The 25647-nt window shown below is 41.7% G+C and carries 19 protein-coding genes; 10 read left to right on the top strand and 9 right to left on the bottom strand.

Annotated elements, in window-relative coordinates:
* The first annotated feature begins 32 nt into the window (after positions 1–32).
* Complete coding sequence (locus tag ACMVDV_RS18895; protein WP_304180997.1) at positions 33–1634, top strand: isocitrate lyase; 1602 nt, start codon at positions 33–35, stop codon at positions 1632–1634.
* A gap of 779 nt (positions 1635–2413) precedes the next feature.
* Here ACMVDV_RS18895 and ACMVDV_RS18890 read toward each other — a convergent pair.
* Positions 2414–4438 (bottom strand): S9 family peptidase, encoded by a 2025-nt coding sequence (locus tag ACMVDV_RS18890; RefSeq protein WP_416159219.1) that lies wholly within the window; start codon positions 4436–4438, stop codon positions 2414–2416.
* A gap of 134 nt (positions 4439–4572) precedes the next feature.
* On the bottom strand, positions 4573–5262 hold the full coding sequence (locus ACMVDV_RS18885) for a 4'-phosphopantetheinyl transferase family protein (protein WP_416159218.1): 690 nt from the start codon (positions 5260–5262) through the stop codon (positions 4573–4575).
* A 193-nt stretch (positions 5263–5455) separates the two neighbouring features.
* On the opposite strand from ACMVDV_RS18885, the gene ACMVDV_RS18880 reads away from it, so the two are divergent.
* From ACMVDV_RS18880 to ACMVDV_RS18860, 5 genes are all read left to right on the top strand, one after another.
* Positions 5456–5836 (top strand): VOC family protein, encoded by a 381-nt coding sequence (locus ACMVDV_RS18880; protein ID WP_304180991.1) that lies wholly within the window; start codon positions 5456–5458, stop codon positions 5834–5836.
* Between the two features lie 23 nt (positions 5837–5859).
* The gene (locus ACMVDV_RS18875) at positions 5860–6621 is read left to right on the top strand and encodes a polysaccharide deacetylase family protein (protein ID WP_416159217.1); all 762 of its coding nucleotides are present in this window, start codon (positions 5860–5862) and stop codon (positions 6619–6621) included.
* A gap of 3 nt (positions 6622–6624) precedes the next feature.
* Positions 6625–6987 (top strand): MerR family DNA-binding transcriptional regulator, encoded by a 363-nt coding sequence (locus ACMVDV_RS18870; RefSeq protein ID WP_416159216.1) that lies wholly within the window; start codon positions 6625–6627, stop codon positions 6985–6987.
* Positions 6988–7026: 39 nt separating this feature from the next.
* Positions 7027–7599: an NAD(P)H-dependent oxidoreductase gene (locus tag ACMVDV_RS18865; protein WP_416159215.1), complete on the top strand. Its 573-nt coding sequence runs from the start codon at positions 7027–7029 to the stop codon at positions 7597–7599.
* A gap of 86 nt (positions 7600–7685) precedes the next feature.
* Positions 7686–8666 carry a WD40 repeat domain-containing protein gene (locus ACMVDV_RS18860; protein ID WP_416159214.1) on the top strand — a complete coding sequence of 327 codons (981 nt, stop codon included), beginning with the start codon at positions 7686–7688 and terminating at the stop codon, positions 8664–8666.
* A 74-nt stretch (positions 8667–8740) separates the two neighbouring features.
* Here ACMVDV_RS18860 and ACMVDV_RS18855 read toward each other — a convergent pair whose 3' ends face one another.
* Genes ACMVDV_RS18855 through ACMVDV_RS18835 form a run of 5 tightly spaced genes read right to left on the bottom strand, consistent with a single transcriptional unit; the run spans position 8741 to position 13823 of the window.
* Positions 8741–9598: an aminotransferase class IV gene (locus ACMVDV_RS18855; RefSeq protein WP_416159213.1), complete on the bottom strand. Its 858-nt coding sequence runs from the start codon at positions 9596–9598 to the stop codon at positions 8741–8743.
* Positions 9595–10464, bottom strand: coding sequence for a glutamate cyclase domain-containing protein (locus ACMVDV_RS18850; protein WP_416159212.1), 870 nt, complete (start codon positions 10462–10464; stop codon positions 9595–9597). The genes ACMVDV_RS18855 and ACMVDV_RS18850 overlap by 4 nt, the downstream gene beginning before the upstream one ends.
* Positions 10449–11180: a 5-oxoprolinase subunit PxpA gene (locus ACMVDV_RS18845; protein ID WP_304180978.1), complete on the bottom strand. Its 732-nt coding sequence runs from the start codon at positions 11178–11180 to the stop codon at positions 10449–10451. The genes ACMVDV_RS18850 and ACMVDV_RS18845 overlap by 16 nt, the downstream gene beginning before the upstream one ends.
* Before the next feature lie 12 nt (positions 11181–11192).
* On the bottom strand, positions 11193–11990 hold the full coding sequence (locus tag ACMVDV_RS18840; RefSeq protein ID WP_304180976.1) for a putative hydro-lyase: 798 nt from the start codon (positions 11988–11990) through the stop codon (positions 11193–11195).
* A 15-nt stretch (positions 11991–12005) separates the two neighbouring features.
* Complete coding sequence (locus ACMVDV_RS18835) at positions 12006–13823, bottom strand: glycoside hydrolase family 3 N-terminal domain-containing protein (protein ID WP_416159211.1); 1818 nt, start codon at positions 13821–13823, stop codon at positions 12006–12008.
* Between the two features lie 374 nt (positions 13824–14197).
* On the opposite strand from ACMVDV_RS18835, the gene ACMVDV_RS18830 reads away from it, so the two are divergent.
* Positions 14198–17062, top strand: coding sequence for an FAD-binding and (Fe-S)-binding domain-containing protein (locus tag ACMVDV_RS18830; protein WP_416159210.1), 2865 nt, complete (start codon positions 14198–14200; stop codon positions 17060–17062).
* Positions 17063–17068: 6 nt separating this feature from the next.
* Here ACMVDV_RS18830 and ACMVDV_RS18825 read toward each other — a convergent pair whose 3' ends face one another.
* Complete coding sequence (locus tag ACMVDV_RS18825; RefSeq protein WP_416159209.1) at positions 17069–18259, bottom strand: acyltransferase family protein; 1191 nt, start codon at positions 18257–18259, stop codon at positions 17069–17071.
* A 302-nt stretch (positions 18260–18561) separates the two neighbouring features.
* On the opposite strand from ACMVDV_RS18825, the gene ACMVDV_RS18820 reads away from it, so the two are divergent.
* Both ACMVDV_RS18820 and ACMVDV_RS18815 read left to right on the top strand, forming a co-directional pair.
* Complete coding sequence (locus ACMVDV_RS18820; protein ID WP_416159208.1) at positions 18562–20160, top strand: sensor domain-containing diguanylate cyclase; 1599 nt, start codon at positions 18562–18564, stop codon at positions 20158–20160.
* Between the two features lie 121 nt (positions 20161–20281).
* Positions 20282–20995 carry a M15 family metallopeptidase gene (locus ACMVDV_RS18815; protein ID WP_416159207.1) on the top strand — a complete coding sequence of 238 codons (714 nt, stop codon included), beginning with the start codon at positions 20282–20284 and terminating at the stop codon, positions 20993–20995.
* On the opposite strand, the gene ACMVDV_RS18810 is transcribed toward ACMVDV_RS18815, so the two are convergent.
* Entirely contained in the window at positions 20996–21496 is a 501-nt protein-coding gene (locus ACMVDV_RS18810; protein WP_416159206.1) for a hypothetical protein, read from the bottom strand. It lies immediately after the preceding gene.
* Between the two features lie 134 nt (positions 21497–21630).
* Between ACMVDV_RS18810 and ACMVDV_RS18805 the strand changes: the two genes are divergently transcribed.
* The gene (locus tag ACMVDV_RS18805) at positions 21631–25638 is read left to right on the top strand and encodes a rhombosortase-dependent M36 family metallopeptidase (protein ID WP_416159205.1); all 4008 of its coding nucleotides are present in this window, start codon (positions 21631–21633) and stop codon (positions 25636–25638) included.
* Positions 25639–25647 lie beyond the last annotated feature (9 nt).

The following is a 25647-nucleotide window of genomic DNA, read 5'->3' as shown; positions in this document are numbered from 1 at the left end:
TTTTGTTTTAACCCGTTCAAAGGATTTTTATTATGACTACTTATCAACGTGAAACCGATTCGTTAGCAACTCTTTGTCAAGCACAAGGTAAACCATGGCAAGCTATTAACCCTGAGTACGCCAGTCGTATGCGTTTACAAAATCGCTTTCGTACCGGACTAGATATCGCACAATTTACGGCAGATATTATGCGTGAAGATATGGCTGCATACGATGCTGATACCAGTCAATACACGCAATCTTTAGGCTGCTGGCATGGTTTTACTGCGCAACAAATGATGATGGCGATTAAGCGTCACCAAAAAACCACCAAGCGTAGCTACGTATATTTAAGTGGTTGGATGGTCGCGGCACTGCGCTCTGAGTTTGGCCCTCTACCTGATCAAAGTATGCATGAGAAAACCTCTGTGCCAGCACTTATTGAAGAAATTTATACTTTCCTAAAACAAGCTGATGCCCGCGAACTGGACCATTTATTTAAAGACTTAGATAACGCCAAAGCGAACGGTGGTGATGTGCAAGCGGTACTTGATAAAATTGATAACTTTGAAAGTCATGTAGTGCCAATTATTGCCGATATTGATGCCGGTTTTGGTAATGAAGAAGCAACCTATTTACTGGCTAAAAAGATGATTGAAGCCGGCGCATGTGCCATTCAAATCGAAAACCAAGTGTCAGATGCAAAACAATGTGGTCACCAAGCAGGTAAAGTAACGGTACCGCATGAAGACTTTTTAGCAAAAATTAATGCGGTACGTTATGCATTTTTAGAGCTTGGCATTGATAACGGCATTATCGTAGCGCGTACTGATTCACTGGGTGCAAGTTTGACCCAAAAAGTGCCGGTATCGCAAACACCTGGCGATCTTGCGAGCCAATACAATGCGTTTTTAGAAACCACACCGATTAACGGCGTAGAGGACTTAAACGAAGGCGACACGGCAATGAAGCTTAACGGCCAATTGTGCAAACCAACCCGCCTTGATAACGGCCTTTATCAATTCCGCGAAGGCACAGAGAAGGACCGTGTGGTACTTGATTGTGTGACCAGCTTGCAGTCAGGCGCCGATTTACTGTGGATTGAAACTGAAAAACCACACGTTAAGCAAATCGCTGAATTGGTAAATCGTGTTAAACAGCAAGTACCAGACGCGAAACTGGTTTACAACAATTCACCATCATTTAACTGGACACTTAAATTCCGTGAGCAGGTTTATCAACAGTGGCTTGATGAAGGTAAAGATTTATCAGCTTACCCAAGCATTGATGATAATAAGGCACTGATGGCACCTGAAATGGATAATACTGAATTGGCACAAGCAGCCGATGTGTTAGTACAAAACTTCCAACGCGATGGCGCACGTGAAGCAGGGATTTTCCATCATTTAATTACTTTACCAACGTACCATACAGCCGCGTTAAGTACTGATATTCTATCTGAAGGCTACTTTGGTGACTTAGGCATGCTGGCTTACGTACGTGATGTGCAACGTCAAGAAATTCGTCGTGAGCAAGCTTCTGTGAAGCACCAAGACTTAGCGGGTTCTAACATCGGTGATACACACAAAGAGTATTTCTCAGGTGACAATGCCCTTAAAGCCGGCGGTGAAGCAAATACTATGAACCAGTTCTAACATAACAGTCCAACTCAACAATGTTACAAAGGGCCGCAAGGCCCTTTTTTGATGCTAGCAACTACAGAGGATATTCAGCTTTACACTTTCCAACTTGCTAACTTTCCCACTCAGATCACTATTTAACTAGCTGGTAATTCCACAATGATTGTTTGGATCAGTATTTAACTAGCTGCTTATTTTGGCCTAAATTTTTGGATCAGTATTTAACCAGCTTAGCTTTTGCTTGCTATTTTTTAACAAATACTGCGATCAAATCGCTTTTTTGGCGATTGGCAAGGGCGATTTCAGATAAAAACAGCTGTAATTGGTCGTTACAGTAAAAATATAAACCGATTTTTTACCAACTCGAAACCACAGTAAACCACTTTTTTACCAACTCAAACGCCATAAACAGTGACTCAAACCGATTTTTTACTAACTTAGCGACCCAAAAATGTCATAAACCGAAATTTTACTAACTCGATTTTTTACAAAGTCCGATATTTAGTTTAAGTATGTAAGGAGTTACTTACATTATTGCTGTAAAGGGGGTTTACAAAAAGTTAGCGAGAGTAAAGTTAGCAAGAGTAAAGTTAGCAAGGGGAAAGTTAGCAAGGGGAAAGTTAGCGAGTAGCAGCGGGTTTACCCCGCGTAATGTTTTTATAAATGACTATTTTATGTTGCGAATATGGCGCGATATAAATCGCGCCTACAATGCTTCGCAAACTCGCAAACTCGCAAACTCGCAAACTCGCAAACTCGCAAACTCGCAAACTCGCAAACTCGCAAACTCACTTCTATTTACTATACTTATCAAACCACCATTGGATATAAGCCACTTTAGCCATTAAGTTTGATGGACGCTGCGTAATACCATGTGATGCATCAGGAATACGTACCATCGCGGTATCAACCCCTTGTAGTTTCAGTGCTTGGTAAAATTGCTCGGTCTCAGAAATGGGCGTGCGGTAATCCGCTTCACCGGTTAATAGCATAGTTGGTGTTTTAACATTACCAACATAGCTGATGGGTGAACGCCGCATATAATGCTCAATATGCTGCCATGGTTTACCTGGGAACCAGTAATCGGCAAAGAATGGGTAGAAGTCAGCAGTTAGTACAAAGCTGATCCAATTGATCACCGGCTTGGCAACAACAGCGGCGGCAAATCTGTCGGTATGGCCAACAATCCACGCCGTAAGTACACCGCCACCTGAGCCACCGGTTACAAACAGTTTTGACTGATCAATAAAACCTTTGGCAAGTAGGGCGTCAACACCTGTCATTAAATCATCAAAATCGTTACTTGGGTAATTGTGATGAATGGTTTGAGCAAACTGTTTGCCGTAGGAATCGCTGCCACGGGGGTTCATGTATAAAACCACATTACCTTTGGCGGCAAATAATTGTACTTCAGCACTAAAGTGCGGACCATAGTTGGCCACAGGACCGCCATGGATCTCTAAAATAAGCGGGTATTTTTTACTACTATCAAACCCTGGAGGATAAGCAACCCAGCCTTGGATTGGTAAGTCGTCATGGCTTGATTTCAGCCAAATTTCTTCTACTTTCGCCAGCTGCTTGTTACCTAAGGCATCATCATTTAATTTAGTTAGCCGCTGCGTTTTGCTATTTTTAACTATGGCTACATCAGCAGGGCGTTGGCTATCAGCAAGCGTGATTGCCACGTCACCGTCAGCGCTGATATCAAAATCACCACCAGAGTACGGGCGACCAAAAGATACACTACCAATTTTTTCGGTAATGACTTTACGCTTACCACTGCGTGGTTGATAAGCAAGCACGGTTTGCCCCTCGCTGGCGTAGCTAAAATAAAGCCCATTAGAGTTATCAGCCCATTTTATTTGCCCGATACTACGGTCAAAATCACTGGTTAAACTAGTGGTTTCCCCTGACTTTAAATCGCGAATATACAATTGGCTATTTTCATAGTTGGTCAATTTATCATCATAACCGGTGTAGGCGAGGTAGCGACCATTTGGTGAAACGTGTGGTTGGTTATCAGGGCCCACTCGGTCGGTAACTGCGGTGATCTGTAAGTCGTTTAATGTCAGTTGATAAATTTCTGAATTAGTTGGTTTGAGCCTAAATTCAGCATGTCGATTTGCCGAAAAATAAAGAGTATTTCCTTCATCAGCAAAACTAACTGGCCCACTATGATCAAAGTCACCAGAAGTTAACTGACGAGCATTACCGCCATTGGCATCAATAGTAAACAAATGACGAAAACCAGGTTTGCTATAACCGCCGCCATCGGCGCGATAATATACGTCATCAATAAATTTAGCAGGCTCTGCCCAGCTGGCACCTTCAGGCTTACCTGGTAAATTAATAGGGGCACTAACTTTGCTCGGGACAAATTGGCTAAACAGCAGTTGCCGTCCATTAGGTGCCCATTGCAAATTTGAAGGGCTTTGGGTCAGGTTACTAATTTTTGCTAGTGCGCCTGTTTTTAGCCACTTAACATAAATTTGGCTACTGCCATCGCGAGTGGAAATAAACGCTAAGCGTGATTGGTCAGGAGAAAGTACTGGCGCATAGTCCATATGTACGCCAGATGTAAGTGGTTGTAGTTGTTTTGAATTACTATCTACAGACCAAATATTACTGACTTTTCTATCGCTTTTAATGTCCATGCGATTGCGAACAAAGTACACCGTTTTACCATCATTGGTCATTTCAATTTGGTTGGCATATTCAAGGTCGAATACGTTTTCAAGTTGTAGAGTCTGCAGGTTATCATTGGCTAATACTGAAAAGCACAGTGAGGTTAGGAGGGCTGCGGGGGCAATCAATTTCATTTTAATTCCTTGTTATTAATTATCGCACCTAACCGTTATAGAATAACAAAACCCAAAGGTACACCATGATGCGATGAATACCTTTAAAATGAATAGGAATTAATAATGATAGCCGCCATCAATCTTTTTAGTGGTTAAGGTGCGATAGTAAACTCGCACTCAGTGAGTACGATGCTTGCATTTATTTGGTAAAACACCGTAATTTGAGTATTTTTAGGCACTGCTGATGCAAGTGTGTTGGTTATTGTAAATTGCAATTGCTGCTCATCAAAGGCCATTAGCTTGGCTGCTTCAAAACCAAAAAATTGCTTTACGCTTGGGTATAACGCTTTAAAAATGCTTTCTTTTGCTGAAAAAATTATTGTTAATGGGTGTGAAAGCTGCTCAGCCAATTGTCTAAATAGTGGATATTCATCAGGATGCAAAATTTGCTTTTGTAGCTCTAGTTCTTGCTTTGCACTCATTAGTTGCTCTATATCAATACCAATTCCAGCGACATCAGTGTGCTGACACGCCATTGCCATTGCGACGCCCTGGGTGTGGGTAATACTACCAATAATGTTTTCGGGCCAGATGGGGGCGCGATCGGGGCCTGAGATAATATCGAAACAGGGGATATTGAGAGCACTTAACACCTGTTTAGCGCAAAAACGGCCGGCGAGGTATTCAGCTCTTCGTTTAATAACTGCCTTTTGTAGTTGTTGTGGAAACAAAATCTGATAATTTAAAAAGTCACTGTTAATAAAACTGCTACTATCAAACTCACAGCAATAACTATTATGGTGAAGTTGTGGGCTCAGTTTAGTATAAAGAGAAAAGTCCATAATATTTTGCTGTTTAGTTTAGTGTCATTAGTAAGGCTATTGATAATAGGGTTAATAAGTTAATAAATAAAGTAAAGGCGATGATTATTTAGTTGCTAATAAATACTCATCAGCATTATTAGCAGTAGACGTACTATGATCTTAGCGTTAAATTCAGTTTGTTATTTAAGCAAAATAAGACAAAGGAGCTCAGATGATTGGCTATACAATGTTAGGCACCAATAAATTGCCAAATGCAGTGGCATTTTACGATGAACTATTCTCTTTACTCAATGCGCAACGTTTTTTAGAAACAGATAATTTTGTCGCTTGGAGTGTTGATCCTCAGCAACCTGGTTTTGCCATCACTAAACCATATGATGGTAATGTTGCAACAGTCGGTAATGGCACTATGATCGCGATTGCTGTAGACAGCCCTGCGCAAGTAGATGCTTTTTATGCAAAAGCAATTGAACTTGGGGCAACCGATGAAGGTGCGCCTGGACCGCGTGAAATGCCGGGGTTTTATGCCGGTTATTTCCGTGATCTAGATGGTAATAAACTGAATGTGTTTTGTTTCAGCCACGCTGCATAACCTTGCAATTTAACGGTAAAAGCATGACTAAAATAACGGTTTTGATGGCGTTATTCGCAGGGTTTAGTTTCCCTGCGGCTAACGCGCAACGAATACCAACCTGGCCAGACAATAAAATCGCTATTAGCCTTTCTTATGATGACGCGTTAGCGAGTCAGCTCGATAACGCAGTACCTGCACTTAATAAATATAACTTTAAAGCATCATTTTATATAGTTCCAAACTCAGCGAATGTGCAATCACGTATGGGTGAGTGGCAAGCACTAGCAAGTGAAGGGCATGAACTTGGTAATCACAGTTTATTTCACCCCTGCAGCGCATCAAAAGCATCGCGAGAATGGGTTAGCGAAGAGCAAAATCTTGATAATTACACCGCTGAACGCGCGATACGTGAAGTGCTAACGGCGAATGTATTCTTACAAGCACTTGATGGCAAAACGCAGCGTACATTCACGCCCCCTTGCTTTGATACCCAAGCTGCCCAAAGCGACTTCATAGCGCCGTTACGAGCGCATTTTATAGCTATCAAAGGGCTTGATGACGATAATGGTCGTTCAGTACTATGGGCGCCATCAAATGTAACTGGGCAACAATTGATTGATTATGTGAAAACTGTACCCGAGGAAGTACAGCTGATTAATATTCTTTTTCATGGTGTCGGTGGTGATCATTTGAGTGTATCAGTTGCAGCGCACGCACAGCTGTTAGACTATTTAGCTGCGAATAAAGAACGCTACTATGTTGACTCCTATATTAATATTATGAACAAACAGACTAAGGAGTGACTGGTGTATATTGGTGAGATGGCAAAGCGTTCAGGAGTGTCAATTAAAGCAATTAGGCATTATGAAAGGATAGGTCTACTGACGAACATAAAACGTCAAGGGAGTTACCGTATTTATGAAAACGCTGATGTGGAGTTTGTGACGCTGATAAAACGAGCACAGTTATTAGGGTTAAGCTTAACTCAGCTAAAAGATTTAAAAGTTACTCGCCATGACTTAAATTGGCCTGTGGTAATGGCTTTGCTAGAAGATAAAAAGCAGCAAGTGTTGATCGCTATTGCTGCGCTGCGGGAACAAGAAAAATTGCTAGAATATTACCATCAAGATATAAAAAATTGTTTAGATAGGCTTGACTCTACCCTTTAGGGGAGGGTGTATGCTGCTGCTTTTAAAGGAGTAGTTAGCATGAAAAAAAATATATTAGTGATTGATGCAAATCCAAAAAGCAGCAGTTTTTGTGGCTCATTGGGAACAGCTTATATTGCGTCATGTCATAGTGGAAGTGATGTGCACTATCTTTCTCTCAATACGATGCAGTTTAACCCCGACTTAAGTGAGGGCTATAGCAGTGAACAGCCATTGGAGCCGGATTTAGTCGAGTTTCAAGCAAAGTTACAATGGGCTGAACATATTGTATTGTTTATTCCCGTTTGGTGGGGCGGGTTACCAGCCAAATTTAAAGGCTTGATCGACCGTACTTTTCTATCTGGTTTTGCATTTAGATATCAGCCTAATAAAACCATCCCCGATAAACTGCTGAAAGGGCGCACCGCAGAAGTTGTTTTAACGCTTGATACACCTCCGTTTTATTATCGTTATTTTCAAGGCGACTCTGTGACAAAGCAGTTAAAACACACTATTTTAGGCTTTTGTGGCATTAAAGTTGTTTCGATGACGTATATTGGCCCAATAATCAGTTCAACCACAGAGCAGCGGGCTAAGTGGTTAAAGCAGATAGCTAAAATGGCGATGAAATGAGAATATAGCGTTGCTATCGCGGTACTTTGATAGCTTGTAAGAGTTTAGAGCCGCGTCTAATAACAATAATATAAGTGAGAATAGGTGTGCGTTTTTATATTTCAAAACTCGGCTTAACAGGGATTTTATCGGTATTGGTTGGCTGCTCAGGTGAGCCTGTCTTTGAAGCTTCGTCAACATCACAATTTCGTCATACGCAAGAGATTGTTGAGTCAGTCGCATTATCGAATGACGGCCAGCTAAGTGTTGTTTCAGAGCAAGGTAAGGTGTGCGTATGGGACAACACGATTAAGAAGACCTTGTTTAACTGTATAACCGGTGATGATGCTAAGCATGTTGAGTTGGTTGGGGTTAGCGATGATAAAACTAAATTTTATATTTCTAACCGGATGTCAGTGCACTTATTTTCGGTTAAAACTGGGCAGTTACTTGGTAGTTGGTCAACAGGGCAAAACATTGCCCGTGATATCGCACTATCAGCAAATGGTCAATTAATGGTGGTCGCTTATCGCAGCGGTGAAGCTGATGTGATCAACACCAACACTAAGCAAAATACGCTATTTCAAATACATCGTCTGGATATTAATTCTGTCGCGTTATCTGCTGATGGCCAAACAGCATTCACGGGTTCCAGCGATAAATTTGCTTATTTATGGGCAACTGATGATGGCGCTATTTTGCAAAAATTTAAATTAGCGACACGTGTTAACCACGTTAGCATGAACGAAAATGCAACGTTAGGTTTTGCCATTGATTCTGTTGATGATCGTGTATTTGTTGATTTAAAAACGGGCACTGAGCAAGCGCAGTTAAATATATTTGCTAATTTTATCGAGTTTAATCATTCGCGATTTATCAATAATAATAAGTGGTTTTTAACGGGTTCGCCAAACAGCACATTGCAATTATGGCGGGTGCAAGACGGTACATTGCTCGCTGAATATAAAGCAGCACAACAGCGCATTCGTGGCTCAGTTTTAGCGGTTGCGTATGATAAAGAAAATAAAAACATGGTCAGCGAAAACAGTGATGGAGTACGAGAAGTTTGGCCGTATCAGCCTAAGTAAGTCAGCATTTAATTGGATTTAATAAGCCGTGTTGATTTAACAAACACGGCTTTTATAATTACCGCTTACCGCTATTAATAATCAAACTTATGCTTAGTAAATAAGCTTTGCACTTGTTGCCATACTTTGCCAGGCTTGCCATCAGCAACCGGTTGCCCGTTGAGTTTTACCACTGGGCCAACTTCTTTTGTGGCGCTGGTGATCCACACTTCATCGGCAGCAAATAACTCCTGCTTAGTAATAATGCGCTGTTGGACCTTAAAGTCACTGTGGCTATGTAATATCGTCAAAATTAACCAGCGAGTGATCCCCGGTAATATTTGGTTATCCAGAGGTGGTGTGCTGATCACGCCATCTTTAACAATAAATACATTGCTTGAACTTGCTTCGGTAAGTTCATCTAAGCGGTTAAATAGAATAGTTTCATTGTTACCCGCTGCCGCACCATATTGGTAGTGCATCACATTACCAAGCAAAGCGGTTGATTTGATGTGGCAACGCTGCCAGCGCTTGTCTTGCTCTACAGACACCGTATAGGTTTTAGCATTATCGATGTCGCAAACAGGCTGTGGAGGAATTTCAAACGCGTAAGCAAATACAGTCGGTGTTATGTTGTGAGGATAAGCATGAGCACGCTTGGTATCAGCGCCGCGACTGACATGTAAATAAATACCTAAGTTATCACCTTGGTTTTTTTCGCACAGTTGCTGGCAGATCTCACGCCATTGATCGGCTGTATAATCTAAGTTAATTTCCAGCTCATTTAAACCGTTATTCATGCGTTCTATATGTGCCGCAAAACCAAGCATCTTGCCATGGTAGGCTGGGATCACTTCGTAGATGCCATCACCAAATAAAAACCCTCTATCCATTGGTGATATTTTTGCGTGCTCAGCACTCATATAATCGCCGTTTAAATACACCGTGCTCATTGTAAATCCTCATTCTGATTGGCATCACCGCTAAGCTGACGTAGTCTTGCGATGAGTTGTTGGCCATGCATCGCATGCAGGCCATCTTCGGTTAATTCATTCTTGTGGGTAACACCATCAATGCTGCCGCGTTCACTCAAGTATTGCAGGATGGCGAGGGGGTCGACAGCTGCGAGTAAATCTTGGCCACACCAGCGGCTTAACAACGCAATGATGCCGTAGGCTGCCCAGTTTGAGACATCAGCCAATAACAATTCATCACAACAGGTTAGGCTCGGCATAATGCTCAGCTCGGTCATATACTGAGATAAGTTGCCCATGCCAATTTCATTGCCACCATCACCAATTGCAACGGTAGGGCAGGGGGCTTGAGTAATAAAAAAATCAAAGCAGCCACAATCAGCAGAGATATCGATACCACGCATGTTGTAGTATTTATTACCATGGCACAGCCCCGGTCGCTCGATTGAGAGTACGCAGTCTGGCTTTAATTCAGTCAGCGCCTTTTGGCTAAAGGTCATTGCATCGGTAAAGTTATTAAGTGGTAATTCAAAGCAGTTAAAGTCAGCTTTTAACACGCTGTAAAGGGGGTTGCCACACACTAATATGGGGTGTTTGCCAAGCGCCTGCAATGCATTGTATAAAGCAATAGCACCAACTGGGCCGTCGGTTTCAAAGGTTTGTTTTACCGCAAAGCCGGTACCAATTAACACCGTGTTTTTTGCTGCAAATAACGATTTTGCAGCGCGTAGGTAAGTCCCTGTCTGCTGATGAGCATAAAGAGTTTGCATGCCCCGAAGGTTTTGTTCAACCATCATGGTTTCGATTACTTGGCTGAATTGCACATCACTTAGTTGCTGTGACATAGTGCTTTGATCTCTGCAATGAGGGCAATACCTGCGGCGTTATCGCCGTGTACGCATAAACTATCGGCATGCAGTGGTAATTGCTTACCAGAGCGGGTAGTTACACAGCCTGTAGCAAGTAACTGTTTAACTTGTGCGATCAATGCAGGCTTATCATGCACACTGCCAGCCATTTTTCGTGAAACGAGCAGGCCTTCATCGGTGTACTGGCGATCAGCAAACGCTTCTAAAATTAACTCCAGTTGGTATTGCTGGGCCAATTGTTGATGCTGCTCAGCGTTTGCACTAGCAAGTATCATTAACTTTAATGCACTTGGATAACTGGCAACAGCTTGCATCACAGTGGTTAATAATGTTTCATCAACCATCATATCGTTGTATAAAGCGCCATGTGGCTTTACGTACTCTAAAGTGAGGCCTTGTACTTTTGCCATGCCTTCAATAGCGGCTATTTGATAATGTAGGCAGTTGCTTAGCTCTTGCGCTGTTAACGCCATCGAGCGACGGCCAAACCCTTGTCTATCAGGGTAGCTTGGGTGAGCACCAATCAGTACCTTATGTTGTTTAGCTAGCTTCAAGGTGTTGGCCATCACATCGCTATCGCCGCCATGGAAACCACAGGCGATATTTGCCATATCAATATGCGGCATGACTTCTTTATCAAGGCCCATTTGCCATGCGCCAAAGCTTTCACCTAAATCACAATTGAGCTTCATTATTGTTTCCGTTTAAAAAGCCGAAATATGGGCATTTTGAATATCGGTGATCAACATATGCCCGGGGCTATGTGTGATACAAAAATCAGGCGCGGCATTCGCTATGGCTATTTGAGGAGTGACGCCACACGCCCAAAATACCGGCACTTCGCCTTCTTTAATGGTGACAGACTCACCAAAATTAGGGCGGTAAATATCTTTAATGCCAATTGCCGCAGGATCGCCGAAATGCACCGGTGCCCCATGTACATCAGGAAAGCGACTGCAAATTTGAATCGCACGAATCGCATCCGCAGGTTTCATCGGTCGCATACTCACTACCATGTTAGAGTGGAATATGCCGGCACTTTCACACGGAATATTGGTCATGTACATAGGCACATTTTTATTTTCTGTAATATTGCGTATTTCTATCCCTGCTGCTTTTAATGGCTCTTCAAATGAGAATGAGCAACCAATTAAAAAGGTTACTAAATCATCGCGCCATTGCTCTTTGATATTAGTGACCTCTTTAATCAATTGGCCATTCTTAAAAATGTGGTAGCGCGGTAAATCAGTACGAATGTCTAAATCATGAGCGACATTAGGAATACTGGTAGCACCCGCTAATCGGCTGGTTGCAATAATCGGGCATGACTTTTTATTCGCTTGGCAAAATTGTAAAAAATCCAACGCATACTTCTGGGGTAAAATCACTAAATTAGCTTGTACAAAACCAGGCACAAACCCTGACGTATGACCGGTGTAATCTTCATTACGGATCATATTTCGAATAGCGTAAGGCGTCGTAAGTGATGCGTTATGTTGCATAGTATCCTCTTAAACTTAGTTGTTATTAATGCCGTTTACGGTAACAGGTAAAGTACCTTGTGCTGGTTTTTTCCCAACTAGTACTTTTGCAAGGGCTGTAAAAGCCGGTCCTGCTACTTTAACATTATTATCTACATCTATGTTATACGCATAAGTTGCTAAAATTGCATCCGCATATTGGCCAAATGTGGCAATATCATACGGTGCCCGCAAGCTCACAAAAACGGTTTTCTTATTGGCCTGTTGCGCTTGCTGAAGCAGTTTTTCAAGTGCCGGACCTTGTTCTGCTTGAGCAATCGCGAAGCTTGGATTGTCTGAGAGATCATCCATCCCTCCCACTTCAACCGCACTTTGATTTGGTGAAGCATGACCCGCGATGATGATATCTGCTTCGTTAAGCGCTTTTAATGTTGCAATCGGTTCAAAGCCTTGCAAGCTGGTACAACTAAACGAAACGAGCTGCTGCGTGTGTTCCTGCATTGCTTGCTGTAACGCGAGACACTTACGGGTATCGGGCATGATGATATGTACTTTACTGTTTGCGCTCAGCTTAATTGGTAAAGTGTGCTGGTCATTTTTAACTTCAGTAATGGCAGCAAGTGCTAGTTCAGCTTCTATTTTACGATGGCTTTCATCACCTAAAATAAGCTGCGCTTTTTGCATGGCTAATGATTCGTCAAGTTCAGTCGAGAGTTTAAATTTATTTTTTAAATTGATGATGCGTTGTGCCGATGTGGCAACTTCATCGGCGTTTAAATTACCGTTTTTAACTTCACTGACTAAGCGAGTAATGAGTTGATCAAGTACCACTAAATCTTTTCGACTGCGAATTTCAATCGGCATTAATGCAATATCGACACCCGCGGCAAAGGTATTCACAACCGCTTCGATTGGCTCAAAAAAGTGGCTAATACCGGCCATATCTAGCGCATCAGTGATCACCACACCTTGATAGCCCATTTCATCACGTAATAATTCGCTGATGATTTTATGCGACATGGTGGCGGGTTTGATCATAGTTTTGCCATCTTTACTAACAAAAGTACTGCTATCCAGTGCAGGGTATTGAATATGCGCAGTCATGATCATGCCTGGGTTTTGATTTTTTATGATCGATTGAAATGGCGGTAAATCTTTTTCCCAAATAGTTTCTTTGTCATGCATTACTTTTGGTAAGCCAGTATGACTATCCACGTTGGTATCGCCGTGACCCGGAAAATGCTTCAGTGAGGTAATTACGCCATTGCCTTCAAAACCAGCAACTTGTGCGCCGCCTAAGATGCTCACTAGTGTCGGATCTTCACCATATGAACGTACATTAATAACCGGGTTATCAGGATTCATATTGACATCAACAGTTGGTGCATAGTTAACATTAACACCAATGGCTTTTAATTCATCTGCAATCACTTGCGCAGATTGTGTAGCAAACTTGGTGCCGTGAACCGCATAACTTGCGCCAATTGACATATTACCGGTAAATGAGGTGGCGACATCACGAGGAATACGTGCAACACGTCCGCCTTCTTGGTCAATTGAGATAAATAGCGGTGCACCTAAGCTCGACTGTGCTGCAGCTTGCTGCATCGCATTATTTAATTTAACGATTTGTGCGATATTATCGATATTTTCAGCAAATAAAATCACACCACCAATATTATGTTTAGTGATCAGTTTGGCTAAATCTGCAGGTAATTCAGTCACTGCATTGCGGCATTTTTGCTCAGGTGTGTGCTCGCTGTCTTGCTCACAATAATAACGAAAATCGAGCATCAGCTTTTGGCCAAGCTGTTGCTCAAGGGTTAAATTGGTCGCTGCAAAGGTCGATTTCATTGGTAATAAACACCCTAATCCAAAGAGAATTGATGATATGGCAAACTTATTTAACACAGTAGGCTCCAAAGCTGAATTGCTTATTTTAATTGTGAATATTTTATTCCTGATGGTAATGCCATTTTGGATTAAAATACAACATATTTTTGCCACGTTAACGGTTTTTTTTCAGAACTGCAAAAACCACCGACGAATCACATGCTTGCCTTAACATTACATAAATATTAAGGCGTAATAGTTATTTAGATGAAAAAAAATAATATTAGAAGAGCTTTTATTAATGGTAATTCGCTCTTATTTCAAGTAATAATATATTCCATAATGCTTGGTGGGTCGCCAAGCGAGTTAATTAATAGAACGCAAAGGGGCAAATAATGGCAACAGCACTGACACTATTTCAACAACAACTCAGTGATAAGCTGCCTGCCTCGGCGTTTATTGAAGATTACGCTAGGCGCTACGCTTTTGGCACCGATGCTAGTTTCTATCGTTTAGTGCCGCAATTAGTGGTATTAGTTAGCGATCAACGTCAAGCGCAACAAGTTATTAGTGCCGCCGCCACGCATAAAATCGCGATTACTTTTCGTGCCGCGGGCACCAGTTTATCTGGGCAAGCTATCACTGACTCAGTGTTGGTATTACTTGCCGACTCATGGTCAGGCTATGAAATTGAAAACCAAGGTCATACTATTCGCTTAGAGCCGGCCATTATTGGTGCTCGCGTTAATCAGTTGCTGGCCCCTTTTGGCCGTAAAATTGGCCCTGATCCGGCCTCAATCAATAGTTGTAAAATTGCCGGTATGGCGGCTAATAACTCCTCTGGTATGTGTTGTGGGGTTGCACAAAATAGTTACCATACAGTAAAGGACATGACCTTAATCTTCGCTGACGGCGCAGTACTTGATACCCGTTGTCAGCAAAGTCGTGCTGAATTTTTACAAACTCATCAGCAGTTTATTAAGGATATCACTGAGCTTGCCCACGAGGTCAGCAGTAATCCTCAGTTAGCACAGCGCATTGCGCATAAATACCGGTTAAAAAATACCACTGGTTATGGCCTAAATGCGTTACTTGATTACCAAGATCCCATTGAAATTATCAAACATTTAATGATTGGCTCGGAAGGCACACTCGGATTCATCGCTGATATTACTTATCATACGGTGGTTGAACATGCCCATAAAAGCAGCGCGTTTATTATTTTTGACGATATAAGCCAAGTCTGTGAATTGGTAAAACAGCTGGCAAGCTTGGATGTCGCGGCGGTTGAGTTACTGGATAAACGCTCACTGATATCGGTGGCACAACATGCCATTATGCCTAAAGATGTGCACAGTTATCCAGCCGATAGCGCGGCACTACTGATTGAGGTACGCGCGGAAGATGCCGTTAAGCTGGCTGATTTACAACAACAAATTGATGAACTAGTGGCAAAATTCAGCGCCCATCAATTAGTGACAATGGCGTTTTCAACGGATGTAAAACGCAACGCGCTATTGTGGAATATTCGTAAAGGAACTTTTCCTGCTGTAGGGGCTGTACGAGAGAATGGCACCACAGTGATCATCGAAGATGTGGCGTTTGAACTGGACGTGTTAGCGCAAGGCGTGCAGGCACTGCACCAGTTATTTGATAAATATGGCTACAATGAAGCGATTATTTTTGGTCATGCCCTAGCGGGTAATTTACATTTTGTGTTTACTCAAGCCTTTGATACACCAGCGCAAGTAGCGCGTTATGAGCAATTTATGCAGGATGTATCGCAATTGGTTGCGGTAGAGCTGAATGGTTCATTAAAAGCCGAGCATGGCACAGGGCGTAATATGGCACCGTTTGTGGCCACCGAGTGGGGGGCTGATGGTTTTGCGGTGATGCAGCGTATTAAGCAACTGTTTGATGAAGATAATATCTTAAACCCAGGGGTGATCATCAACGCAGATGAAAATTGCCACATCCAACATTTAAAATCCATGCCCAGCAGCGACGACATCATCGACAAATGTATTGAGTGTGGTTTTTGCGAAACAGTCTGCCCATCAAAAGGGCTGACCTTAACGCCTCGCCAGCGGATCACCTTATGGCGGCGGCGCACTGAATTAGTTAATACATTAGCCATAACAGATGACTTAAGCGTTAAACAGCAACTTAATCGGCAATTAAAAAGTATTGAAAATGACTTTCAATACTTAGGTATAGACAGCTGCGCCGCAACCGGGTTATGTGGCATGAAGTGCCCAGTGGGGATCAATACAGGCGAATTTATTAAGTCATTACGAGCACAGCAATTACGCGATAATAAAACAGCCCGTTACGCGGCTAATTTTGCGGTAAAACACTTTGCAGCAGTTGCCAGCACGGCACGGTTTGGCTTAACCAGTCTGGCTGTGATACGTAATATTATTGGTGCGCCAATGCTGCGCAGTTTAACTAAACCTGCAAACAAGTTGCTTGGCACACCGCTTTATTATTCCGCGTGGCCGCGAGGTGAGCAGCCAATTAACCGTAACGACATTGCATCAACGCAGCTTGATAAAGTGGTGTACTTGCCAAGCTGTGCTAGTCGCGTCTTTGCCCCAGATGAAACTGCGCTGGATCAACGCTCAATCATGCAAGTCATGCACAGTTTAACGAGCAAAGCAGGAATTGAATTATTGCTACCAAAGCAAGTCAACGAGCTATGTTGCGGTATGCCATTTGCGAGTAAAGGCTTGCCGAAACAAGCAACCAGCAAGGCTGAACAGCTACTCACTATTGCTGAACAACTTTCTGAACATGGCCGTTATCCGATTATTTTTGACGCCAGCCCATGTGCGTTAACCACCTCAGCAGCAGCGCAACAGCGCGGCTTAACTGTGCTTGAAAGCGCCGAATTTGCTTATCAATATTTACTGCCTAAATTAACGCTCACAGCACAATCAGAGCCGGTAATGCTGCATGTCACGTGCAGCAGTAAGCGCCGTGGCAGCGAACAGCAATTGGTGGATGTAGCAAAAGCGTGTTGCAGTGAGGTGATTATTCCAGCCGATATTGAATGTTGTGGTTTTGCCGGCGATAAAGGCTTTAACTTACCAGAGCTAAACGCTAATGCATTAAAAACACTGCGCAGCCAAGTGCCTAATAATTGCAGCTCGGGGATTTCTAATAGTCGCAGCTGTGAAATTGGCTTAACCCAACACAGCGGCGTTAATTATCAATCCGTGTTGTATTTACTGGATAAAGTGAGCCAAGTAGCCTCTTAATGAGGCTTAGACTTTCCAAAAAATACCGCGTTTATAGCAGGCATACATCACTAAATAAGAAAGCGATAAAAACAGCAATGAAAAGGTAAATGAGCCTAAATAATTGCCTAACAGTGGTTGCAGGGCTTTGCTAAAAATAACACCTTTTAAGCTCGTTTCGCCAACCGGGATCATAATTAGAATACGTGCAATCACACCGGCAAACATAAAAAATAAAATCGCATTGGCACCAAACACTAAAAAAGGCGCACTCCATAAGCGAACTTTACGAATATCGAGAATATAGCTACACAGTGCATAGCACAACATCGCGAGTCCTGAGCTGATCATTACATAGCTTGGCGTCCATAGCGCTTTATTTATTGGTGTTACAAATGAAAGTAAGCACCCGCAAATAATGCTTGTAATAGCCACTATGGTAAATATTTTGACTTGTTTGCCAAGGTTTTTTTCAGTACTTATATAGTATCCGCATAATACCCCTGATAACGCCGTTGCTATGGCTGGTAAGGTTGAGAGTAGACCTTCAGGATCAAACGGCAAAGGCTCAGCATTGGCATAGTAAACATGTTGTGCGCCAAGTAGTAAATTATCGAGCCAAGCGCTGAGATTATTACCATGTAACCACAGCCCTTTAACGATTTCGCCGTTAGGCAATGAATAGGGCATATATACCATTAATGTGCCGTACCCGATTAATAAGCTAACAAAGGTGAGTGCAATATACCTTGGTTTTATATAAAGGTAACAAGCTAAGGCAACGAGATAAACTAGACCGATGCGTTGTAAAACGCCCATGATCCTAATACCTGCTAAACGTTCATCTAGCCAGCTGAAATTAGGGTCGCGAAAATTGTAGTAAAACAGGGCTAAAAACCAACCTAATGCAATTAGCTTTAGCGTACGTATTACGCCAGCTCTGAGTATGCTTTGCTTGGTAATTGCTTTGGCCTGCATGGCATTAACCGATAGCGTGATCGACATCCCAACAATAAAAATAAAAAATGGGAAAATTAAATCAGTGGGTGTGAGGCCATGCCAATCAGCATGTTTAAGCGGCCAGTATAGATATAACCAACTTCCTGGGTTATTAACTAAAATCATCGCCGCGATAGTCAGCCCTCGCATCACGTCTAAGGCGAGCAACCGATGACTGGGTAATTGCTGTAATATTTTTTGGCAGTGATGTTTAACCATAATGTTCTTTTATTTGTTATTTATTTTCTCATTGTAATAATTTATTCTTTTGGCGCAAGGTAAATTTTCTTCGCTTATTTTGTTAAAAAGACGCCAGCTTATGAGTCGATTTTTGCATGGGGGGAAACAGCAATCGCTTAGCGTAAGCGATTAAAACAAGTAAAAGTTAATAAATACACTGTTAACTTGTGCTAAATCAAGTTTAGAGCAAATTGAATTGGAGCTGGTGAAAGTAACTTGCTAGTATGGGTTGTTTAGATAATCGCCAAGGAAATACAAGGCCAGCATAGAGTAGACCTATTTTGCGAAGCCTTATTAATATCAACCTTGATTTAAAAAAATTAATCTTGTTTTTAGCTATTTCAGTGACGATGATCACCTTTTTAAATAGCTTTTATTCCAGCTACCAAGTACAAAAGCAGCAACTGCAATCCCAGACCTTAAAAAATCATAATGCGTATGCGGCTAAACTCGTCTCTGCAACGGATCGGTTTTTATTGGCATCGCAACAGCAACTCGCTTATTCAGCAAAAGTCCTTGCGACTCAATTTAATGATGCAAACACGCTCGAACAAGAGGCGCAGCGACTTAGGTTGCAAACTGATAGCTTTAACTCAACGGTGATCGTCGATAAAAATGGCGTGGTATTAGGACTTTCGCCATTGAGTCTAAAGATAAAAGGGCAACTATTAGAAAGTGATGGTGCAAAACAAGCGTTGGCGTATAAAAAACCAATGATCAGTGAACCTTATATTTCTGTCACCGGCAACCTCATAATATTTATTTCGCACCCTATATTTAACCTTCAAAATGAATACCTTGGCTATATAGGAGGGACCTTATATCTCAAGCAAAAAGGAATTTTACATGACTTACTGCAAGTACATTTTCATAAAGACGGTTCCTATATTTATGTAGTTGATAAAAGTAGACGCTTACTTTATCACCCAGATGTTTCTCGGGTCGGTGAGCAAGTTTTTAACAATCCAGTGATCGAAGCGGTGCTAAGAGGTGAAAGTGGCACTAGGCAGTTAACCAATAGTCAAAACATAGTGATGTTGGCAGGTTATGCACCATTAAAAAGTGCTTCTTGGGGCATTGTTACGCAACGACCATTAGACGCTACATTTGCGCCATTAGACGATTTAATGATGAATGTTTTATATCGAACTCTGCCGGTCGGATTGGCAACCTTTGTGTTTATTTGGGTGTTAGCTCGGTTAATTGCAAAGCCTTTACGGCAACTAGCAGAAACCGCAAAAACACTTGATAACCCGTCTACATCGCAGCAGTTAAAGCAAGTACGCTCTTGGTATTATGAAAGCTCTGAACTGCGTTTAGCGATGCTAAAAGGGGTTGGTTTATTACAAAACCAGATTGGTTTATTAAAACATGAAGCACAAACAGATCCCCTTACAGGCTTGCATAATCGACGTAGTCTGGAGCTCATGTTAGAGCAACTCACTTTACAGCAAACGCCATTCACTGTGCTTGCTATCGATATTGATTTTTTTAAACGTGTGAATGATGAATTTGGCCATGATATTGGTGATATTGTTTTACAGTCGTTGGCTAAAATTATTGTTGATGTAACCCGTGAAAATGATTTTGTTGCACGTACGGGGGGTGAAGAGTTTATTGTTATATTACCTAATATTAACGCCAAATCAGCTTATTTACTCGCGGAACGACTACGTATGCGGGTATCAGAAACAATCATCGAACCAGTAGGAAGTATCAACATATCGATAGGTATATCTGGCTGGCCACTAATGCAATTAAGTGTTGAAGATATACTCAAACAGGCGGATCAGGCTTTATACAAAGCGAAAAAAACGGGTCGTAATCGGTGTATTATTGATTCTCAGCTTATCCAATCTGAGTTTGTCGAACAGCAATAATATGCTGATCGAGTATTCCGCTGATTTTATTTTTATGTCAAGTTCCATGGAATAATTTATTGGCAATGGTTTTTAATTATGCAATATTAATAGCCTGTTTTTAATATTCAAAGCCACAACTATGTTGTTAAATATCAGTTTTAAATTAATCTCACTGCTGGGTGTTGGTACGTTTAGTTGTGCGGCAATTGCCAGCGAAGCTAACAATACAAATGTTGACCCAGCTCACAGCTATCGCAGTGAGTTTGTTGATGTGGCAACCTTAATACCGACCGCATTATTTGATATCCGTTACTTTAGCGAGCGAAACTTTGTCGGTGAGCCAATTGCAGGTTATAACGCGCCTAAATGCTTACTCCATAAAACAGCAGCTGCAGCGCTGCTAAAAGCACATTCTCAGGCGGAGCAAGCTGGTTATAATTTTAAAATTTATGATTGTTATCGGCCGCAGCGTGCTGTTGATCATTTTGTACGTTGGGTTAATGACGAAACCGACACAAAAACCAAAGCCGCGTATTATCCCAACTTAGGTAAAGACCAGTTGCTAGGTGACTACATCGCGGCTAAATCAGGCCACAGCCGCGGCTCAACGATTGATTTAACTTTGACGGATAGCCAAGGTAAAGCGCTTAATATGGGCTCGCTGTTTGATATGTTCGATACCATTTCAAATACCGACGATCCGCGTGTAACCCCAGAACAACAAGCGAATAGGTATAAGTTAAAAAATCTTATGCTGGCCGCTGGATTTTCGCCTTACGCTATGGAGTGGTGGCATTTTACCTATCAGCCACAAGCCTATCCTAATAGCTATTTTGATTTTGTGGTGCAGTGATTAAAATTGCTCTTCTATCGGTGAGTAGTTAACAGCGATTTCAGTACTTTCAATAGATGCAAATTGTTTTAAATCACTTATAGTTAATTTTAAGTCGGTATTTTTATCGACTAAAAATCGATACGTATGCTTTGTAACTTTTTTAACATCGTATGTATTTTTAAGTTCCAATGGCAGTATATCGTCTCTCAAAGTGATGAAAACTGTCCCTGTAACAATGCCTTGCTCTGCTGTTGCATGATTAAAAACGATTGTCCCTTTGAGTAATTTATCTGTTTTATAGCTAATTTTATCCCCATTATTATTAATGGATTTGCTGATTAATTGCTTTTCGACAGGGTTATGCTGCTTTTTCGAAGAGTTAAGAGCTTGCTCTTGTTCTTTTAATGTACTTAAATTGACTGTTTCATCATCTCTATCAACTTGCGTTGCATTTTTTTTACACCCACCCATCAATGCAATTGAAAGTATAACTACTTGTAATTTATGTTTGTTTTTCATTGTTCCTCGCTTTTATCTCGTGTTCATTTACTTTCATTTACACTATTGTGTATTTTTTGTTAATGTTGTTCGGTACATTAATCTTGGTTATGATTGTTAACCGGAATTAAAAATATAACAATAGGGAATCAATAATGTCTCAATTTAAAGTAACAGCTGTTGCTACTATGGTCACTGCTATTTTGGCATCGAGTCAAATACAAGCGAGTGAACAAACTCGATTTTTTAATGCGCCAAGTGTCAGCTCTCAAGTGCAATTTAATCCTCAAATGACACAGCAACGAGCATTAGCAGAACGTAAAACAGTCTCGGGGCACAATTCAATTTTTGATGCTCAGCTTGGCAAGGCAACTTTTCTTTGGCAAGCTGTAGGTCAAGCTAAACCTAACATGTCAGTTGTTTTACCTGAACAACGTAATGCTTATGCTGCAGATTTCTATCTAAATGCATTAACAGGCGTTAGTACTGCTAAAAAAGGTATTGTAAGTGCGGTACTAACCGATTTGTCAGAGCAAAAGCGTGGCTCTATAACTGCTAAATATAAACAACAAGTACATGGTGTTGAAGTATTTAACCGAGAATATAACCTTATCATGGATAAGGAACATAACTTAGTTGCAGGATCTGGTTACTTCGCTAATACAAGCTCAAATGCTAATCGTTCATTAGCGCCATTAGCTGATTTTGTTGGAGCTGAGCAAAGCATCAAGCAAGCGATTAAAAAGCTTGCAGATATTAACGTATCACTGACTAAGTCAGCTGAACAAGGCGATTACGTTAAATATAATGTAACGAGCCAAAGTGGTGATAAAGTTGTACTTGGTCAGCCGCGCGCTAAAAAAGTATTCTTTGAGGTAAATGGCAAGCTTGAATCAGCATATTATGTTGAGGTTGAAGTTGCTGATCAAAACAGCCTAGAAAGTGACTATTTCAGTTATGTTATTGGCGCACAAAACAGCAAAGTATATTTCAAAAAAGACTTAAAAGCGCATGCAGCTGATTTTAACTACCGTGTCTGGGCTGATGCGGATGGTTATCCTTGGGAAGGCCCTCATGGCGATGTGATCCCCGCCGATGGCCCAGATCAAATAGATGAAACCGAAATTCTTGCTGCGCCTTTGGTTAGCCTTTCTTATTACAGTAAGTTAAGCACCATGGATCCATGGCTTGCTGATGACGCTACGACTACATCTGGTAATAACGTATTTGCATATGCGGATGTTATTGCACCACAGGGTTTCACCGAAGGTGACTTTACTGCTGAAACAACATCTGATTTTACATTTGATTATCCATATCAAGTTGATCAAGTAGCGAACAGCTACGATAACCGCAAGGCAGCAATTGTTAACTTGTTCTACATGAACAATTTCTTGCATGATTTCTTTTATGATCATGGCTTTGATGAAACTTCGAACGTAGCTCAGCTTTCTAACTATGAACGTGGTGGTGTTGAAGGTGACCCAATTGAGGCACAAGCACAAGATAATAGCGGTTTAAATAACGCTAATATGTCAACACCAGCTGATGGCGCAAGCCCGCGTATGCAAATGTATTTATACAATAGTAAAGATGCTGTAGTCGGTATTGATTTTGGCGTTGTGGTTACCTCTGATGCAGGTATTGGTCTTCTTGACTCTTCAAAAGTATCAGGCTTTGGTCAAGCTCAGTTCTCAGATATTGCCGCTGAAGTTGTAAGATTAGTTGATAGTAATGATATAGATTCAGGTAGTTTTTTCGATGGTTGTGAGCCTGCAACGAATGGCGCAGAGTTAGCTGGGAAAATTGCTTTAGTTGATCGTGGTTCGTGTAATTTCACTGCAAAAGTTTTGCATGCGCAAGAAGCGGGTGCTATTGGCGCTATTGTTGTAAATAACGATCCAGACTCAGCTGAGCCCGCTCCTATGGGTGGTGAAGATGATGCGGTGTTAATTCCTAACATGGGTCTTAACTTCGTTGATGGCCACCTGATATATGACTCTATCGATGCTGGTAACACTGTTACTGTTAATATGTTCAACAATGCTACATTAAAAGATGGCACACTTGATAACGGTATCATTGCTCACGAGTGGGGTCACTATATTAGTAACCGTCTTGTTGGTAACTCTTCGGGGCTAATTAACTTCCAAGGCCGGGCAATGGGCGAAGGTTGGGGGGATTTCCACTCACTTATGTTTATCGCAAAAGCGGACGACATAAACATTACAGGTAATGACAAATTCCAAAAAGCATATGGTAGCGGTACGTTTGTTGAAGACTTCTACTACGGTATTCGTCGTGTACCATACTCGACAAACAAAGAAGTTAACCCACTTTCATTCCGTCACATTACTGAAAATGCAGGTGCAGATGTGGGCATTTCACCAACCAGCGTAGCCTCTCCACATGCTGCGGGTGAAATTTGGGCGACCATGCTATGGGAAAGTTATGTTGCATTAATCAATGAGCATGGTTTTGAAGAAGCACAAAATCGCATGGCTAACTACCTTGTTGCAGGCTATAAACTAACACCAATTGCGCCTTTATATACTGAAGCACGTGATGCGATATTAGCGGCGGCATACGCTGTTGATACCAAAGATTATGAGCTGATTTTAGGTGCATTTGCTAAACGCGGCATGGGTTTAGGTGCTGTAGCACCAGATCGTTTCAGTGCAGATTTAACGGGCGTTGTAGAATCTGACAAGATGGAACTGGCTAGCTTTAACCTCAAAGATGTGGCTATTGATGCAAACTACAATGGTGTAGAGCTAGGTTTTTGTTCAAACGACGGTATAGTCGATAAGGGAGAAACGGCTACATTAACAGTAAGCATTACAAATACTGGTAATAAACTGCTTAGTGGTACTCAAGCTCAACTGACAGTAGTCAGTGGTCATGATGTTACATTTGAAAATGATGGCTTAGTAACATTTGCCGATACAATGCCATTTGCTTCGACAACGAGCTCACCTATTGAGTTTATCTTAAATGAATCAGGAACAGCCGAAACCTTAGAAATCGAAGTCTCATTCCCAGAGCTATCTGCTGATGATGAAATTGTTGAAGCGGCAAGTGAGACATTTACATATACGGTCAACATGGGCTTTGAAGAAAAACAGCCTGTTAGTGCGCAAACTATGGATAACATGGAAGTAGCGGCTGCGTCGTTGTTTGACCTAAAAGAAAATGTAATGACCGGCGGTGATTTAGCCAAAGGTACGCAAAGCATGGCTGCTGATGACAATGTTGCCTTTTTCAATAGCTTTGGCTTTGCTCTTGGCGAACAAACAATGTTCCTCCAAAACAATGATTTTGAATCAGATGTGGCTGTAGAAACGAAAGCATTTGATATTGGTTTCTCCGGTAATTTTGAAGTGTCATTCTGGCATTTTTATCTTATCGAAAATGAGTGGGATGGTGGCGTTGTTGAAATCAGCGTAAATGGTGGTAACTGGGTTGATGTGACTGAGATGGGCGGTACATTTAATCGAGGCTATGATGGCCCGCTAATTGAGAACGAATCACAAGCTATTCAAAATCGCGATACGTTCACAGGTAATAATATTGATGATAGTGATGTATACGGTAACTACGAAACAATTAATTTTGGTACTGAGCTGAATGGCAACAGAGCAAAACTACGTTTCCGCCTTTCATCAGATGGCGCTGTAAGCGATTTTGGTTGGTGGATAGATAACCTTACATTTAATAATGTTACAACACCTATCTTCTCAACAGTGGTTGCCGGCGATAGCGTAGCGTGTGATAACGCAGCGCCTGTTGTAACAATTACAGGTGAAAATAGCGTTACTGAATCAGCAACGAGCACTTTAACTGCCGTAGCTTCGGATAGAAATGACGATGAACTTACTTATTCATGGACACAAGTAAGTGGCACATCAGCAACTCTATCCAATGCAGATACAGCAGTACTGAGCTTTACTCCTGGCGCAATCACAAGTGACGAAGACGTTGTATTCGCAGTCGTGGTAAGTGATGGTCAAGTATCGGTTACCGAGCAAGTAACTGTTGCTGTGGGTAACGAAGCTGAACCTGTGGTTGAGCAGCCGAAACCTAAATCAAGCAGTGGTAGTTTTGGCTTCTTGATGTTATTGCTTACTCCATTAGCATTATTAGGTCGCCGCCGTAAGCGTTAATCTTAATAG

Origin of the sequence: Pseudoalteromonas sp. ASV78, assembly GCF_047806705.1 — a bacterium.
Classification (GTDB): domain Bacteria; phylum Pseudomonadota; class Gammaproteobacteria; order Enterobacterales; family Alteromonadaceae; genus Pseudoalteromonas; species Pseudoalteromonas prydzensis_A.
The sequence above is the reverse complement of the archived record's forward strand: the minus strand, read 5'-3'. Positions and strand labels throughout refer to the sequence as shown.